The organism is Bacteroides ihuae (assembly GCF_900104585.1).
Lineage (GTDB): Bacteria > Bacteroidota > Bacteroidia > Bacteroidales > Bacteroidaceae > Bacteroides > Bacteroides ihuae.
The window spans coordinates 164,070-180,597 of the sequence record NZ_FNVX01000004.1; the positions used below are offsets into that span (position 1 = coordinate 164,070).

17 protein-coding genes and 1 pseudogene are annotated in these 16,528 nt (G+C 40.7%); all 18 read left to right on the forward strand.

Annotation, left to right across the window (positions count from 1 at the left end):
- The first annotated feature begins 77 nt into the window (after positions 1–77).
- The 18 genes and pseudogenes from BQ5338_RS01505 (at position 78) to BQ5338_RS16775 (ending at position 16,527) form a co-directional block, all read left to right on the forward strand.
- A complete protein-coding gene (locus BQ5338_RS01505; RefSeq protein WP_071145067.1) occupies positions 78–1,061 on the forward strand; it encodes a glycyl-radical enzyme activating protein in 984 nt (327 codons plus the stop codon).
- The gene (locus BQ5338_RS01510; protein WP_071145068.1) at positions 1,015–3,738 is read left to right on the forward strand and encodes a pyruvate formate lyase family protein; all 2,724 of its coding nucleotides are present in this window, start codon (positions 1,015–1,017) and stop codon (positions 3,736–3,738) included. Before BQ5338_RS01505 ends, BQ5338_RS01510 begins: the two co-directional genes overlap by 47 nt.
- A gap of 231 nt (positions 3,739–3,969) precedes the next feature.
- Positions 3,970–5,376 (forward strand): glycoside hydrolase family 28 protein, encoded by a 1,407-nt coding sequence (locus BQ5338_RS01515; protein ID WP_071145817.1) that lies wholly within the window; start codon positions 3,970–3,972, stop codon positions 5,374–5,376.
- Between the two features lie 168 nt (positions 5,377–5,544).
- Positions 5,545–5,827, forward strand: a pseudogene (locus BQ5338_RS01520) (tetratricopeptide repeat protein).
- A gap of 12 nt (positions 5,828–5,839) precedes the next feature.
- Positions 5,840–6,067 carry a 4Fe-4S dicluster domain-containing protein gene (locus tag BQ5338_RS16440; RefSeq protein WP_078063351.1) on the forward strand — a complete coding sequence of 76 codons (228 nt, stop codon included), beginning with the start codon at positions 5,840–5,842 and terminating at the stop codon, positions 6,065–6,067.
- A gap of 10 nt (positions 6,068–6,077) precedes the next feature.
- A complete protein-coding gene (locus BQ5338_RS01525; protein ID WP_071145069.1) occupies positions 6,078–7,160 on the forward strand; it encodes a 3-methyl-2-oxobutanoate dehydrogenase subunit VorB in 1,083 nt (360 codons plus the stop codon).
- A gap of 8 nt (positions 7,161–7,168) precedes the next feature.
- On the forward strand, positions 7,169–7,339 hold the full coding sequence (locus BQ5338_RS16935) for a hypothetical protein (RefSeq protein WP_139265147.1): 171 nt from the start codon (positions 7,169–7,171) through the stop codon (positions 7,337–7,339).
- A 9-nt stretch (positions 7,340–7,348) separates the two neighbouring features.
- Complete coding sequence (locus tag BQ5338_RS01530) at positions 7,349–8,113, forward strand: thiamine pyrophosphate-dependent enzyme (protein WP_071145818.1); 765 nt, start codon at positions 7,349–7,351, stop codon at positions 8,111–8,113.
- An 18-nt stretch (positions 8,114–8,131) separates the two neighbouring features.
- Complete coding sequence (locus BQ5338_RS01535; RefSeq protein WP_071145070.1) at positions 8,132–8,674, forward strand: 2-oxoacid:acceptor oxidoreductase family protein; 543 nt, start codon at positions 8,132–8,134, stop codon at positions 8,672–8,674.
- 165 nt (positions 8,675–8,839) lie between these two features.
- Positions 8,840–10,855, forward strand: coding sequence for a putative porin (locus BQ5338_RS01540; RefSeq protein ID WP_071145071.1), 2,016 nt, complete (start codon positions 8,840–8,842; stop codon positions 10,853–10,855).
- Positions 10,856–10,861: 6 nt separating this feature from the next.
- Complete coding sequence (locus BQ5338_RS01545; protein ID WP_071145072.1) at positions 10,862–11,692, forward strand: transporter substrate-binding domain-containing protein; 831 nt, start codon at positions 10,862–10,864, stop codon at positions 11,690–11,692.
- A 113-nt stretch (positions 11,693–11,805) separates the two neighbouring features.
- On the forward strand, positions 11,806–12,792 hold the full coding sequence (locus BQ5338_RS01550; protein WP_071145073.1) for a Gfo/Idh/MocA family protein: 987 nt from the start codon (positions 11,806–11,808) through the stop codon (positions 12,790–12,792).
- Between the two features lie 186 nt (positions 12,793–12,978).
- Complete coding sequence (locus BQ5338_RS01555; RefSeq protein ID WP_071145074.1) at positions 12,979–13,482, forward strand: RNA polymerase sigma factor; 504 nt, start codon at positions 12,979–12,981, stop codon at positions 13,480–13,482.
- Between the two features lie 70 nt (positions 13,483–13,552).
- A complete protein-coding gene (locus tag BQ5338_RS01560; protein ID WP_071145075.1) occupies positions 13,553–13,972 on the forward strand; it encodes a hypothetical protein in 420 nt (139 codons plus the stop codon).
- Between the two features lie 28 nt (positions 13,973–14,000).
- Positions 14,001–14,447: a DUF6108 family protein gene (locus tag BQ5338_RS01565; RefSeq protein WP_071145076.1), complete on the forward strand. Its 447-nt coding sequence runs from the start codon at positions 14,001–14,003 to the stop codon at positions 14,445–14,447.
- Positions 14,448–14,471: 24 nt separating this feature from the next.
- Positions 14,472–15,353: an outer membrane beta-barrel protein gene (locus tag BQ5338_RS01570; protein ID WP_071145819.1), complete on the forward strand. Its 882-nt coding sequence runs from the start codon at positions 14,472–14,474 to the stop codon at positions 15,351–15,353.
- Between the two features lie 96 nt (positions 15,354–15,449).
- Positions 15,450–15,917 (forward strand): nucleoside deaminase, encoded by a 468-nt coding sequence (locus BQ5338_RS01575; protein WP_071145077.1) that lies wholly within the window; start codon positions 15,450–15,452, stop codon positions 15,915–15,917.
- A gap of 451 nt (positions 15,918–16,368) precedes the next feature.
- A complete protein-coding gene (locus BQ5338_RS16775; protein ID WP_159431300.1) occupies positions 16,369–16,527 on the forward strand; it encodes a hypothetical protein in 159 nt (52 codons plus the stop codon).
- The last annotated feature ends 1 nt before the right edge of the window (position 16,528 follow it).

Here is a 16,528-nt window from a genome sequence, read left to right on the forward strand (position 1 = left end):
TCATAACATATTACATTAAACTTAATTTATATTTGAGAATCTAACATTTACAAAACAGACTTTCAAAAGGATTCGCAATGAAAGTACGTATAGGAGAAATGGAACATCGCACACACACTCATCATCTCAGGGTGTTTGATGTGGCGGAATTATCTAAGCAAGATGGTCCCGGTGTCCGTACAGTAGTGTATTTTCAGGGATGTCCTGCACAGTGCGAGTGGTGCCATTCGCCGCACTCACAAATATATAATGCCCCCTTGATGAGTCTTTCGGCTTTATGCCTAGGATGTGGTCGTTGTGCAGAAGTTTGCAAGCATAAGGTACATGAATTCAATGAATTCGGACATATTCTACACCGAGAACGCTGTGTAGGATGTGGTAATTGTATCGACCAATGTCCAAGAAGCATTACAGGAATAAAAGGTAGTGCGCTACATCTTCCTACAACAGAAACAACGGTGTTATCACTTTGGGAACAGATACTTCCATATCTTCGTCTTACCCGCAAGCAAGGCGGCATTACATTGTCGGGAGGAGAAGCTTTACTACAGCCGCAAGCTGCGGAAGAGTTACTACGACTCTGCAAGCAGGAAGGAATACATACGGTCATTGAAACATCGGGGCTACTGCCATTGGACATCTATAAAAGAATGATCCCACTAGTTGATGTATGGCTATTCGGCATGCGGGTAATTACCGGTTGTAAACATCAGCGACACGACGAGCAAATCAGCAATGTTCTAGATTATTTAGTAAATAAAGGAGCTAAAGTACTACCTCAAATACCTATGGTTCCAGGTTTCTTTGATAGGGATGATGTTTTACATAGTATTTCCTCAATACTGATAAAAAATGGTATAAATACAGTCACTATTCTTCCATGGAATGTGAATTTTGACGTAAATTATCAACGTAGTGGTATAGCGTTGAAAATGGCTGTGCCTAATGCTTCGGATATTGAATCTTGTGAATCTAAAATAACATCTTTTTTTACTCACCTTAATTTTAATATTTATGAAAGAGAATCAATGGAATTTAAATCTGGAAAGCCAGATGAGTGATAGAGTTAAGAAACTCTATGATACTTTGATAAGCAAGGCTCTCGGGGATCGCTCGGAGGAGTGGTTTAGCCAGGACATGTTTGATAATGTAGTGAAAGAGAATAGCACTACTAACGAGAAGTATCCGCTTTGGAAATCTATCGAAAATTGTTCCGTCATTGTGCGGCGTTCAGTAGCCATAGATCGGATGCTCACAGCAATGACAGACAAAGAATGTAGCAAGAAAACACATACGGCAGATATTCTGGAAGGCGACTTACTTCTAGGAGCAATGCCTATGGGCTCTAATGGATTAGGGAAAATGTTCCCTCGTTTCCTTACTGATGACGAACTGCGGGCCGGCTCCATCACCAACCGTAATGCAGCATCTCTCTTTGGACACAACTCAATGGATTATAGCGACTTGCTAAGTGATGGGCTACAGAAAAAGATAGATACCTGTTCAGCCGAACTGGACACATTAGCTCCTCAGATCAAGAAAGGTAAGACTCTTGTTAAAAGGCTCTACGATACTTATAATAAACGTGATCAAGATTCTTCTCCTGCGGAAGACAACGAAGAGAACTTAAGACTATTGAGACTGGAAGAGGGAAAACTGATTAGCTTAAAGAAAAAATTCGATTTCTATTGGGCAGTAAAGTTAGCTTGTAAGGCTGTAGTTAACTATGCTACTCGCTGGGCTGTGATTGCTGAACATGATGCAGAAAAGTACCCTGAAAGAAGAGAAGAGTTGATGGATTTAGCCCGCATAGCACGTAAAGTTCCTCGCTTACCAGCTGATACGTTTCACGAGGCTGTGCAAAGCATTTGTTTCTTTCACATAGCTTTGCATGCTTCTATGAATCTCATTTCCTTAGGAAGGTTGGACCAAGTACTACAGCCCTATTTGGCTAAAAAGGACAAAGAAGAGAAGTACAGTCCTCTGGAAATATTCGAATGCTTAATAATAAAATGTGCAGGGCGTCTCAATTTAAGTTCAAAATATTTAGTAAAACAGGATCATGTGGATTATGCTACCGTATTGGGTACACATCCGTATTATATTGATCAAAAGGCAGGGGTAAATAACTTTTTGCAGAACATAATTATTGGCGGAAAAAAGCCGGATGGATCGGATGCGACAAATGATTGTACTTTTCTTATTTTACAAGCTATTGAAAATGTAAATTTGCCGGCCCCGGGCATTTATGTTCGTTTGCATAAAGATAGTCCTGATGCACTATTTCGGCAAGTAGCTAAATCAATCTATCAAACAAAAAATAATCCTTCTATCTTAAATGATGAGATTATGATTCCGGCAATGTACAAAGCTCTAATGCAAGATGAGAAGAATACAAACGAAGTGAGTACCCGTATGCAATCATTGGCCAATGACTATTGCGTAGATGGGTGCTGGGAACCTATTCTGAATGGGCAATCGGATTGGACTTTTGGTATGATGGTAGGTTTACAAGCGTTAGAGTCAGCATTGAACCAAGGAGCTTCTTTAAAGAAAGACGATGAACTATTTCGGGGAGCCAAGGTATCTCCAACCACTCCTATTCCTAAAAGCTTTGAAGAGGTTATGAAATACTTGAAAGTCCACATGCAATTCTTTGTTGACCAATCCGTAATGTCTCTCTTTCTATACTATATGATAGATGAAAACGCGGCACCATCGCCTCTATTTTCGGCATATCTCAAAGGATGTATGGAAAAAGGACGAGATAAAGCAGCAGGAGGAGCTTACCATAACTTAGGAGGCTTGATTCTAGGTTCTGTGCCAGATATGGTTAATCAACTAGCCGCTTTGCAACGCTGGGTTTATGAAGAAAAGAAATATAGCTTAGAGTTAGTTTGCGAAGCTATTCGAGAGAATTTTGGCAAAAACAAATTATCTCCAGATAAAAAGGAATCAGAAGAGGAAAAGATATTAAGGGAATCAAAGAATTCACAATACAACGAAATTAGCAATGATTTCGACAATGATTCTCCTAAATTCGGAAATAATGATGTGAAAGCCGATGCCTTAACCAGCCAAGTATTAGATATATTTTATCAATGCGTTCAAGAATCTGCTAAATTTGGTAAGTATCTGTTTCAAGATGTTCATCCAGAGAAAGAATGGAGAAAGGTGGCCTCTTTGCGTAGTTTAGCAGGCTATTATGGTCTTCCGCTTGGTATGACTTACGATATAAAAATGAAGATCACTGCCGGATTGGGAACTTTTGAACAATACAACTGGCAAGGACGTGGTGCTGCTGCTTCAGCTAATCGTCCGGATGGCATGCCTATTGCTCCTAATTTTTCTCCCGTCCCTGGCACTGTTGATCAAGGTATAATGGGAACATTAAGCTCTTTATCTAAGTTTAATCTCAACCGCTTTGCTGCTGGAGTAATCACTGATATTTGCTTAAAAGATGAAAGCGTAACTCCTGACATAGTGCAACAAGTCATCCACGAGTTTATTGTTCAAGGAGGTGGCATGATGACGATGGCTATAGGAACATCAGATCTATACCAAGAGATATATAAGGTAACACAAGAAGCTCTTAAAAAATCTGAAGCCGACGCGGTGGCGATGCTTTTGCCGTATGCTGGAGTAAATGTACGTATTGGTGGTTGGCAAACACCTTTCATTACTTTACCTCTCGATCACATGGAAAATTATATAAAACGTCCTATGAACGAAAAATAATACACTCTGAATAAAGACTCCGAAGAATTGAATCAGTTCTTCGGAGTCTTTATTATAATTATAACCATATTTTTGTAATAGGGATATCGAAAAAACATATTGCAATAGAATTGTCCCAATTATATCAATAATTGCACTATTTCCACCAAAAACTAGTCCCTATAAGTCCTTGCAGAGTGATACATTTGCAACCTGAAATCTATTAACCATCTATAAACCCAAAAGAAAATGATGAAAAAAGTATTCGGAATCATTTGTTTGCTCATCGCAACTCTTTCAGTCAACGCAAGTTCTATCGACTTTGACAAAGCCTTCAAAGAAAGTGCCAAGATAGAGAAACAAATCAAAAAGACATCGTTTCCTAAACATTCGTATACAATTACCGACTTCGGAGCAAAGCCCGACAACGAGGCAGAACCTTGTCACGAAGCCATCAATCTGGCCATTCTTACATGTAGCCAAGCTGGCGGAGGAACAGTGATTGTACCCAAAGGCACCTTCTATACAGGTCCAATCACCCTAAAAAGTAATGTCAATCTACGCATAGAAGAAGGAGCTCAATTGAAGTTCTCGACAGACCAAAGTCTTTATTTTCCGGCAGTAATCACTCGCTGGGAAGGCATCGACTGCTACAATGCCCGTCCACTAATTTATGCTTATGGAGAAACGAACATTGCCATTACCGGCAAAGGAACAATAGACGGACAAGCCTCCAATGAAAACTGGTGGGCTATGTGCGGAGCACCTCACTACGGATGGAAAGAAGGTATGGTAGCTCAACGTAATGGTGGCCGCGAGCGCCTTTTGATGTATGGTGAAACTGGCACACCTATCTATAAGCGAATTATGAAACCTGAAGATGGTATGCGTCCTCAGCTTATCAACCTATATTCTTGCAATACCGTACTGATAGAAGATGTAACACTACTCAACTCTCCATTCTGGGTTATCCACCCACTCTTCTGCGAAAGTCTGATTGTACGTGGGGTAAACATCTTTAACCGTGGCCCCAATGGCGATGGATGCGATCCTGAATCGTGCAAAAACGTGTTGATAGAAAACTGTATCTTCGACACAGGCGATGATTGTATTGCTATCAAATCAGGAAGAAATGGTGATGGTCGTAAATGGAACATTCCAAGTGAAAACATCATCGTTAGAGGCTGTGAAATGAAAAACGGACACGGTGGTGTTGTTATTGGTAGCGAAATATCGGGAGGTTATCGTAATTTGTTTGTAGAAAATTGCAAGATGGACAGTCCTGAGCTTGAGCGCGTTATTCGTATTAAAACCAGTACCTGTCGTGGTGGCCTGATAGAAAATGTTTTTGTACGCAATATCACCGTAGGACAATGTCGCGAAGCTGTACTGCGCATCAACCTGCAATACGAAAATCGTGAGAAATGCAATCGTGGCTTTAATCCAACAGTGCGCAACGTACATTTAAAGAATGTAACATGCCAAAAGAGTCAATTGGGTGTATATATCGTTGGTCTTGACAGTCCAGAAAACGTATATAACATCAGCGTAGAAGATTCTCACTTCAACAACGTATCCAAAGATAAAAACAATATAAGCGGAGCTAAAGATGTAACTTTCAAGAACCTTTATATCAACGGCAAACTTGTGAATAAGTAAGTCGACGTTCAACGAATATTCAGCCGAATTGGTGACATATAGATAGCCTATCATCACCGATTCGGCTTTTTATTTTGTCTGTTTTCCTATTTTTCACGAGAAAAATGAACGCTGTTTCTAAATATGAGCTATCTTTGCCACTCAATAATCCGTATATTTACACACAATATGGAGCAACTGAATACCATAAAAGAACTGATTAATCAAGGTAATATAGATAAAGCCATTCAAGAACTCGAACGTTTTCTACAAACGAATGACACCGAAAAAGATGATGCCTATTATCTTCTGGGGAATGCTTATCGGAAGCTGGGAGACTGGCAGAAAGCCTTGAATAATTACCAATTCGCCATTGAACTCAACCCCCAAAGCCCGGCTTTACAGGCTCGCAAAATGGTTATGGACATTATGAATTTCTACTACCAAGGATATGTATAATCAACTAACGTAATAAGATAAGATTATGGCTAAAATCAGAGGAGCAATAGTTGTCAACACAGAACGCTGCAAAGGATGCAACCTATGTGTGGTAGCTTGCCCGGTAAAAGTTATCTCTCTAGCAAAGGAGGTTAATGCAAAAGGGTACAATTATGCCCTGGAATACTTAGAAAACACCTGTATCGGATGCAGCGCATGCGCAACTGTTTGTCCGGACGGATGTATTACTGTTTACAAGGTTAAATGCGAATAAATTGAAGAATATGGAAGAAGAAGTTGTATTAATGAAGGGAAACGAAGCTATCTCACATGCCGCCATTCGTTGTGGCGCAGACGGATACTTTGGCTACCCCATCACTCCGCAATCGGAAGTATTGGAGACTCTTGCCGAACTTAAACCGTGGGAAACCACCGGCATGGTAGTTCTTCAGGCCGAAAGTGAAGTAGCAGCTATAAATATGGTATACGGCGGAGCCGGAAGCGGTAAAAAGGTGATGACCTCATCTTCAAGTCCCGGCATCAGCTTAAAACAAGAAGGAATCTCTTACATTGCAGGTGCCGAACTGCCCTGTCTGATTGTGAACGTGATGCGTGGAGGTCCCGGATTGGGAACCATTCAACCCAGTCAGGCCGATTACTTTCAGACAGTAAAGGGTGGTGGACACGGAGACTATAGGCTGATCGCATTGGCCCCCGCCTCAGTACAAGAGATGGCCGACTTTGTCGAATTATCATTTGAACTTGCTTTCAAATATCGCAATCCCGTTATGATGTTGGCCGATGGTGTCATCGGACAGATGATGGAGAAAGTCGTTCTTCCGGCCCAGAAAAAACGCCTGACAGACGAAGAAGTAATTGCACGCTGCCCGTGGGCTACTACTGGAAAGACAAAAGGAAGAAAGCCTAATATCATCACTTCTCTTGAGCTTGACCCAAATGCAATGGAGCAAAACAACCTTCGCCTCCAAGCTAAATATAAAGTGATCGAAGAAAATGAAGTGCGCTATGAGGAAATAGAGTGCGAAGATGCTGACTATCTCATCGTGGCTTTTGGTTCCATGGCTCGTATCGGACAAAAAGCAATGGAGATTGCTCGTGAAGAAGGCATCAAAGTAGGTATTCTACGTCCCATCACTTTGTGGCCGTTCCCTACAAAAGCCATCGCAGGCTATGCAGATAAAGTAAAAGGAATGCTTTCTCTTGAATTAAATGCCGGACAGATGATAGAAGATATTCGCTTGGCAGTAAACGGAAGAGTGAAAGTTGAGCACTTCGGACGTTTAGGCGGCATTGTGCCCGACCCTGACGAAATTGTTGTAGCCCTGAAAGAAAAACTAATCAAATAAGAATCAAGATGAATCCTCAAAAAATAAGAAACATTCTGAATATCCTTTTTATGATTGGCACGTTGATAGCTATCATCGTTTACTTTGCTGTAGACGATAAGAAGACATTTATCTATGTGTGTGCTGCAGCCATCTTCGTAAAGATCATGGAGTTTTTTATACGATTCACTAACAGGTAAAACATTATGATAACAAGAGAAGATATAATCAAGCCCGAGAATCTGGTTTACCAAAAACCGGTTCTAATGAACGATAACGCCATGCACTACTGCCCGGGCTGTAGCCATGGAGTAGTTCATAAGCTTATCGCCGAAGTGATAGAAGAGATGGGAATGGAAGATAAAACCATAGGTATCTCTCCTGTGGGATGCGCCGTTTTCATGTATAATTATCTGGATATAGACTGGCAAGAAGCCGCCCATGGACGTGCTCCTGCTGTAGCTACAGCCATCAAACGCTTGTGGCCAAGTAAATTGGTGTTTACCTATCAGGGCGACGGTGACTTAGCTTGCATCGGTACAGCCGAAACCATACACGCTCTTAATCGTGGAGATAACATTACCATTATTTTCATCAACAACGGTATCTATGGAATGACAGGCGGACAAATGGCACCAACGACTCTCTTAGGGATGAAAACAGCCACCTGCCCAGAAGGCCGTGATGTACATTTACATGGCTATCCCATCAAGATCACAGAAATAGCAGCGCAATTGGAAGGTACATCATATGTTACCCGCCAATCAGTACAAAGCGTAGCTGCCATCCGCAAAGCCAAGAAAGCTATCCGCAAAGCATTCGAAAATTCGATGAGCGGAAAAGGCTCCAATTTGGTTGAGATTGTATCTACCTGCAATGCCGGATGGAAGATGACACCTGTCGATGCCAATACATGGATGGAAAAAAACATGTTTCCTTTCTATCCGCTAGGCGATATTAAGGACAAAGAATAATGCTAAAAGTCAACTAAGATGAAAGAAGAAATAATTATAGCAGGGTTCGGTGGACAAGGTGTCTTGTCGATGGGAAAGATTCTAGCCTATTCCGGATTAATGGAAGACAAAGAAGTGACCTGGATGCCTGCCTATGGCCCGGAGCAACGAGGAGGAACAGCCAATGTCACAGTTATCGTAAGTGACAATAAAATATCCTCACCTATTTTAAGTAAATATGACACAGCTATCATCCTAAACCAACCTTCTCTCGAAAAATTTGAGAGCAAAGTGAAGCCTGGTGGCATACTTATATACGACGGATACGGCATTATCCATCCACCCACACGAAAAGACATCAAAGTCTATCGAATAGACGCTATGGATGCAGCCAACGAAATGAACAATGCAAAAGCATTCAACATGATCGTACTTGGCGGATTGCTAAAACTGCGTCCCATCGTTACAATAGAGAGCGTACTAAAAGGACTAAAGAAGACCTTGCCCGAACGACATCATCATTTGATACCAATGAACGAAGCAGCCATACTCAAGGGTATGGAACTGATTCACGAACAATAGATGATCCTTCATAACACATAATCGATATACCCGGATCCGCATTAGTTGCAGACCCGGGTTTATTCGTCCTTGACCTTACCTTCATCTTTCGAAGCAATAATTGAAGTTAATACACAAAGCTTTTCGGTTGACGATTTATTTTTTATTGTATATTTGCCGGTAATTATGAAAAGATTCCTACTTACATATATCGTTTTAGTCATCATTGGCCAAGTCAATGCGTTCGCTCAGGTCAGAACGAACGATGCATTTGATGAGAACGGAAACCAGATAGATCCGTCCATGCGCGTAAAAAAGGATAGCTCAAATGTAGAAATACAAAGTGTGCAGCCCAAACTATACATGTGGAATATAACAGAAGAATTAGGCAACATCAAACCTATCAATGTAGATACTGCTTACCATCATTTTCAAAACACCAACTTAGGAGAAGGAATAAAGGGGCACTATAACTACTTGGGAAATCTCGGTGCTCCTCGTCTGTCTCGTTTGTTTTTTGAACGTTCTCAAGCCTCCTCCGCAATGTTTATGGATCCTTATTCAAGCTTCTATATAAATCCTTGGGAATTCAAATTCACAAATAGTAATATACCTTATACGAATCTGACTTATTACAAAGCCGGTAGCAAAATAGACGGAGAAGAGCGTTTCAAATCTTATTTCTCCGTCAATGCGAACAAGCAATTGTCGTTCGGGTTTAATATAGATTACCTTTACGGTAGAGGCCTATATAACGATCAGTCTACCGCATTCTTCAATGGAGGGCTATTTGGTAGTTATATCGGCGATCGCTATCAAGCTCATCTAATCTACAATAATTACGCCATGAAAATGGCTGAAAACGGTGGAATTAGTGACGACAAATACATTACCAACCCTGAGGAGATGGCTGCAGGTACAAAACAATTTGAACCGGCAAATATACCAACCAACATAGATAGTACATGGAATAAAAATAATAAATTCAATATCTATCTTACGCACCGATACAATATCGGATTTACCCGAAAGGCTACTGGAGTTGAGAATGATACGATTGATAAATACATACCAGTTACTAGTTTCATCCACACTCTATCCATAGAGAAGGCAAGGCATCATTTTTTATCAACCGGGGAAACAAAAGGTTTCTACGATAACACTTATATCAATACAGGAACTCGTGTCAGCAATGATACAACTACATTTTTCAGCATTAAAAACACCCTAGGCATTGCCTTGCTCGAGGGATTTAACAAGTATGCCAAGTCCGGACTGACTGCCTATATTTCTCACAAAATGAGTAAATATGAATTAATGAATAAAGATTCTGTATCAACAGACAAATATAACGAGCAAGAGATATTCGTAGGTGGAGAGCTATCTAAACGACAAGGTAGCCTGTTACACTATACCATTAATGGAGAGATTGGCGCCCTTGAGCAAGCTATCGGACAATTCCGTTTAAAAGGTGATATGGACCTGAATTTTCACTTATGGAAAGATACTGTCAGCTTAATTGCCCGTGCTTACGTCAGCAATACTTTACCGGCATTTTACATGAGGCATTACCACTCCAATCACTTCTATTGGGACAATAGCTTCGATAAAGAATTTCGCTCTCACATTGAAGGTGAACTAAATATCCAACGTTGGCAAACCAACCTAAAAGTTGGGGTAGAAAATATTAAAAACTACACTTATCTGAATGAGATGGCGATGCCTGCTCAGTTCAGCGATAATATTCAAGTAGTATCTGCTACGTTGAACCAAAATTTTAAAGTGAGTATTTTTCATTTAGACAATGAGGTCACTTGGCAACAATCAAGCAACAATACTATATTGCCATTACCTAAACTCTCATTATACCACAACCTGTATTTGGAAACCAAGCTGGCCAAAAAGGTATTAAGCGTACAATTAGGTGCCGATGTTCGTTACTTCAGCAAGTACAGCGCCCCTGCTTATACGCCAGCCATTCAGCAATTCCATCTACAAGCTACTGACAATCAGATAGAAATAGGAGGTTATCCAATCGTGAATCTATATGCTAATTTACAATTGAAACGTACTCGTTTTTTCGTGATGATGTATCACGTCAATCAAGGGATGATGAGCAATTCCAATTACTTCTTATCGCCTCACTACCCCATTAACCCTAGAATGCTTAAACTAGGACTTTCGTGGAACTTTTATGACTAAGACCGTATGACATTGCCAAAATCAAGACTGCTGAAGTACTTCATTCTGGGCATCCTTTCGGTGCTTATCGCTTCTTTGTGGTTTCATAAAAAAGAAGAGCCTCAGAAGTCCCCACGTGACTACAATGCCATTAAAGCCGAAGGAATCATCAGAGTGGCGACAGAGTACAACTCCATCGGATACTACACCGATGGCGATAGCATCTCCGGTTTTCATTACGAACTCATTAATGCCTTTGCCAAGCAGAATGGATTGAAAGCAGAAATTATCCCCGAAATGAGTTATCAAAAACGACTTCAAGGGCTAAGTAATGGTACTTTCGATATTATTGGTTATGGCATACAGTCAACTAGCGAGCTCCAAGACTCACTACTACTTACGATCCCTATCTTTTTAAGTAAACAGGTACTCGTTCAGCGAAAAGCGGTAAAAGGAGACTCTACCTACATCAGGAATCAACTCGATCTGGCAGGTAAAACTCTTTATGTAATCAAAGGATCGCCATCCATACTCCGCATACAGAATCTAGGAAACGAAATTGGCGATACTATTTTTGTGAAAGAGATTGATAAATATGGGCCCGAACAACTTCTCGCCATGGTGGCTCATGGAGACATCAAATATGCAGTGTGCAACGAAGACATTGCCCGCGCAGAAATTGATTCGTTTCCCCAACTGGACATCAATACCGACATCAGCTTCACCCAGTTCTACTCATGGGGTGTTAGCAAAAAATCTCCTGTACTATTAATTCAGCTTAATACTTGGTTGAAAACGTTTAGCAAAAGCAAAGATTTTCAGCGCATCTATCACAAATATTACGGCAAGCAACACTAAAATCACATTCCACTACTTTTATCACTCATTCGCTACATTTTTATAGCACTATAGGCTAATCAAAAATAATCATGTATATTTGCGTAATAAGAGACGTTTTTTAATAAAAGATTATGGATGATAAAGTGATTAAATGGGGATTCATCGGCTGCGGAAACGTAACCGAACAAAAAAGTGGCCCCGCATTTAGGAAAGTAAAAAGCTCCGAGGTGGTAGCTGTGATGAGTCGGGATGGTGCAAAAGCAAAAGCTTATGCCGAAAAAAGAGGTATAAAGAAATGGTATGACGACGCACAAGAACTGATTGACGATCCGGAAGTAAATGCCATTTATATTGCTACTCCTCCTTCCTCTCACGCCACGTATGCCATCATGTCTATGAAGGCAGGCAAGCCCGTCTACATAGAAAAACCAATGGCAGTGACCTATGAAGAATGTACGCGCATCAACCGTGTATCACAAGAGACAGGTATGCCTTGTTTCGTAGCCTACTATCGTAGATATATGCCCTACTTCATGAAAGTAAAAGAACTCGTGCAAGATGGCACTATAGGTAACATCATCAACATACAGATTCGTTATGCTCAACCTGCTTACGAATTAGATTACAACAAGACCAATCTTCCTTGGCGCGTGCAACCAGACATTTCCGGAGGTGGCTACTTTTATGACTTGGCACCTCATCAGCTCGACTTATTGCAGGATATGTTTGGCTGTATACTCGAAGCAAGTGGATACAAAAGTAATCGAGGCGGACTTTATCCTGCTGAAGATTCATTAAGCGCTTGTTTTCAGTTTGACTCAGGTTTGGTAGGCTCCGGTTCATGGTGTTTCGTGGCTCACGAATCTGCCAAAGAAGACCGCATCGAAGTCATTGGCGACAAAGGTATGATTTGCTTCTCCATATTTACCTACGATCCCATAGCCTTGCATACCGAACGAGGGCGTGAAGAATTACGCATCGAAAACCCGGAACATGTACAGCAACCTCTTATTCAGGCTGTAGTAGATCATCTACTTGGCAAATCTATCTGCACGTGCGATGGAGAAAGTGCCACCACGACCAATTGGGTAATGGATAAAATTCTGGGAAAACTCTAAATATATCCCAACGACTATTCACCACATATTAACGGATTACACAGATTACTCATTCAACTATCGGAGGAATCTCAAAGGAAGTAGCCCGTTAATCTGTGGTTCTTTTTTAGATAATCTTCCCCTTTGCGAAACTTTTTTTCTTTTCCATGTCACGTTCGCCCATTCACCTTCGTCTTATCTCTGTAGATGGAACTCAAAGAATTTAAAATAACAGTTCTCCCGCTTCGAAGCAAAATATTCAATTATGCACGGAAGCTAACTGACGACACCTCTGATGCGGAAGATGTGGTGCAGGAAGTGATGATAAAACTGTGGAACATTCGACAAAAGCTGGAAGAATACAACAGCGTAGAAGCGTTGGCCATCAAAATCACCCATAACCTCTGCATGGATATGTGGCGAAGCAAGAAGCCCGACGCACTATCACTCGACCAAGTACAGACAGCTACCCGAAGTTTAAACCCGGAACACTTGCTCGAAGGAAAAGATGAATTTCGATTGATAAACGAGATTATCAGTTCACTACCCACACTTCAACAGACCATCATCCGCATGAAAGATGTAGAAGAGTATGAAGCCGAAGAGATAGCCGAGATAACAGGATGTAGTCCGGAAGCTGTTCGCAGCAACCTATCGAGAGCCCGAAAAAAAGTGAGAGACATTTATATTAAGTTAAAAACAAACTGTTGAAGAATTCATAATAAGATAGTGCCTCCAGAAGGGCCAACCAAAAGATGATTCAACAAAAAATAAACGAAGTATGAATATAGAAGAGTTAGTAAACAAATATTTTGAAGGAGAAACTACTTGCGAAGAAGAGCGTGAACTACGTCGCTACTTCACGAGTGAAGATGTGCCTGAAGGTTTGCGAGCCTATCGACCTATTTTCGCTTACTTCGAAGAAGAAGCGAAACAAAACAAAAAATCACGCACAGAAGGTAAAACTCGAAACATCAGGCAACGCCTAATTTATGCGTTTAGTGGTATGGCTGCAGGCATTCTTTTAGCTATAGGTATTGCAAGTCTGTATCAACAATATGACACTACATCGAGCAACTATGTCATTATTGATGGCAAAAAATACACCGATGCAAGTTTAGTCCATCAGCAAGCACAAGCGGCTTTTCGTGATGTCAGCCTAAGTAAAGATGATGTATTTGCCACCCTATTCAGTGAATAAATAGAAACTTTATAATAATGAAAGAAGTATGAATAAAATCATTCGAACAACATTGATAATTCTATTGCTTGGCGCAGCTACCACCATGCACGCACAGCAAGGATTACAAATAGCTTCTGTATTTCAAAAATACAGCAAGCATAAAGGGGTGACAATGGTGGAATTATCTAACGAGATGCTGGAGACTTATGAGATGACGCTCTACAAAAGTATTAGCTTCAAAGATGCAACAGAAGCAATGCCCTTGATCTTACATTGTCTGGAAATCGACAAGAAGAAAGCTAAGAAAGTAAAAGAAGTTATCTCAGGTGGAGAGATACAGTCGGGATATTACCAACTACCTCAGGTAAAAGAAGATATAAACCGCTTTATACTTTTCAAATCAGGGAAAAATGAAGCGGCCACTCTCATCTACATCGAGGGAGAGCTCGATGCTGACGATTTAGTGACTATATTATTTATGAAAAAGAATTAATATACTAAACAAAACATGATCATTATGAAAAGAATCATCTTACTCCTGCTAATATTGGCTCCTATAATAGCCATGGCACAAGATATGAATGTAAAAGATACGACTCTCTTTGTAGGCAGCCGAAAAATAACCATCAAAGAGCGTGAAGGGAAAATAAAGGTAAAACTCTATGAAGAATCTTCGGATGGAGATACCATTGAAAACGATCAGATATTCGAAGGTGTGTACATGGATGGGCAAAGCACCGAACGAAGAATGATATTAAGCATACCTTTCACTAAAAAGAAGTATAAGGGTCGCTTTGAGCCACACTACGCCGGTCTGTATTTTGGTTACGGTAACTTAGGCGACGGGCTCAGTCTAAACAATGCAGATGGAATAGATCTCGTAGCTTCCAAATCATGGGAAATAGGTCTAAATCTCTTTCAAGGTGCACTCACCCTTACTCCCGACCATCATTGGGGATTAGTAAGCGGCTTGGGCTACTCTTATAATTCTTTCCGTATTGACGGCAACAAAGCTTTTCAACGGGAAGACGGAGCTACCGTTCTAGCTTCTGCTCCTACTGACGTCACCTATAGTCAAAGCCGACTTCGCTACAATTCATTCCGCATTCCTCTATTGCTGGAGTGGCAGAACAGACTTAACAACAGAAGCCCGTTGTTTCTATCTCTAGGAGGTGAAGCTGAAATACGCTGTTGGATAAAGTCTAAAGTGAAGTATGACGGCCATGAAAGAACATTGGATAAAAACCTCAATGTTCGCCCTGTAGGCATCAATCTACTAGCTCAGGCTGGTTATAACAACTGGGGTGTTTATCTCCGTTACTCTACCTTCAGCATCTTTCAAAAAGACAAAGGTCCTGAGTTACATCCGGTAACATTTGGATTAGTTTGGCACTGGTAAAACAACATCAAAGCTTGCGTTTAAACACAAAACATTTTTCAAATCGAAGATTTATTTTGTACATTTGCCGCAAAGTAGTAAAAAGACGAATAACAAATGACAAAAGAAGAATTGATGAGGAAGGCAATCGAGCTTTCCAAAGAAAATGTTGAAAATGGTGGCGGTCCTTTTGGAGCAGTGATAGCAAAAGACGGAAAGATTATAGCCACGGGAGTGAACCGCGTTACTGCATCGTGCGACCCCACAGCGCATGCCGAAGTAAGTGCCATACGCTCCGCAACCAGTCAACTAAGTACTTTTGATTTAAGTGGATACGAAATATATACCTCGTGCGAACCTTGTCCCATGTGTTTGGGTGCTATTTATTGGGCACGCTTGGACAAGATGTACTATGCCAATAACAAGACAGATGCCAAGAACATTGGTTTTGACGATTCATTCATCTATGACGAATTGGAACTAAAACCGACAGACAGAAAGCTACCCTCTGAGGTATTACTTGCCGACGAAGCCATCAAAGCTTTCGAAGCATGGGCACAGAAAGACGATAAGATAGAATATTAAGATATCACTTCTAAAACAAGATCTCCCCAATGCCTTACTAATAGTAAGTTGTTGGGGAGATCTTCGCTTAAGGCTTATTCGGCATAAGTTATTACAAACAAGCCTAATTTTATAGATCATATAAGTTCAGCGTGGTGAACTAGTTAGTTAACCACGCTGAACTAGTTAATTCACCGCGGTGAACTAACTAGATCAGCAAACCCTGCTCAGAAGGCCTGTAGAGGCAGATCTTAAATATTTACATTATAACACCAACCAACTTATAAATGATGGCCTGTATTCAATAAAAGTTGAGATTGTTCTATTAGCTGTTTGAGTATTGCACACCACACAAAAGGATTAAAAATGAGTGTTGCAACCCTCAAAATCAGCATAATAATACAGGTTGTAACTCCTAAAACTTGTATATTTGCTAAAAATGTGAGATTATGGAACGATTGATAGGACAATTATGACAGACTTGATAGAGTTGTCGGAAAAAGACAATAATGAAGATGCTGATACCAAAGATTGCAACATGCATGGTGATCTGGAACTGCTCGAAAATATTTGGGAAGCAAGGGACAGATTGGGAGATAACGAACCTATGCAAGGCTATTTAGTTGATTAAG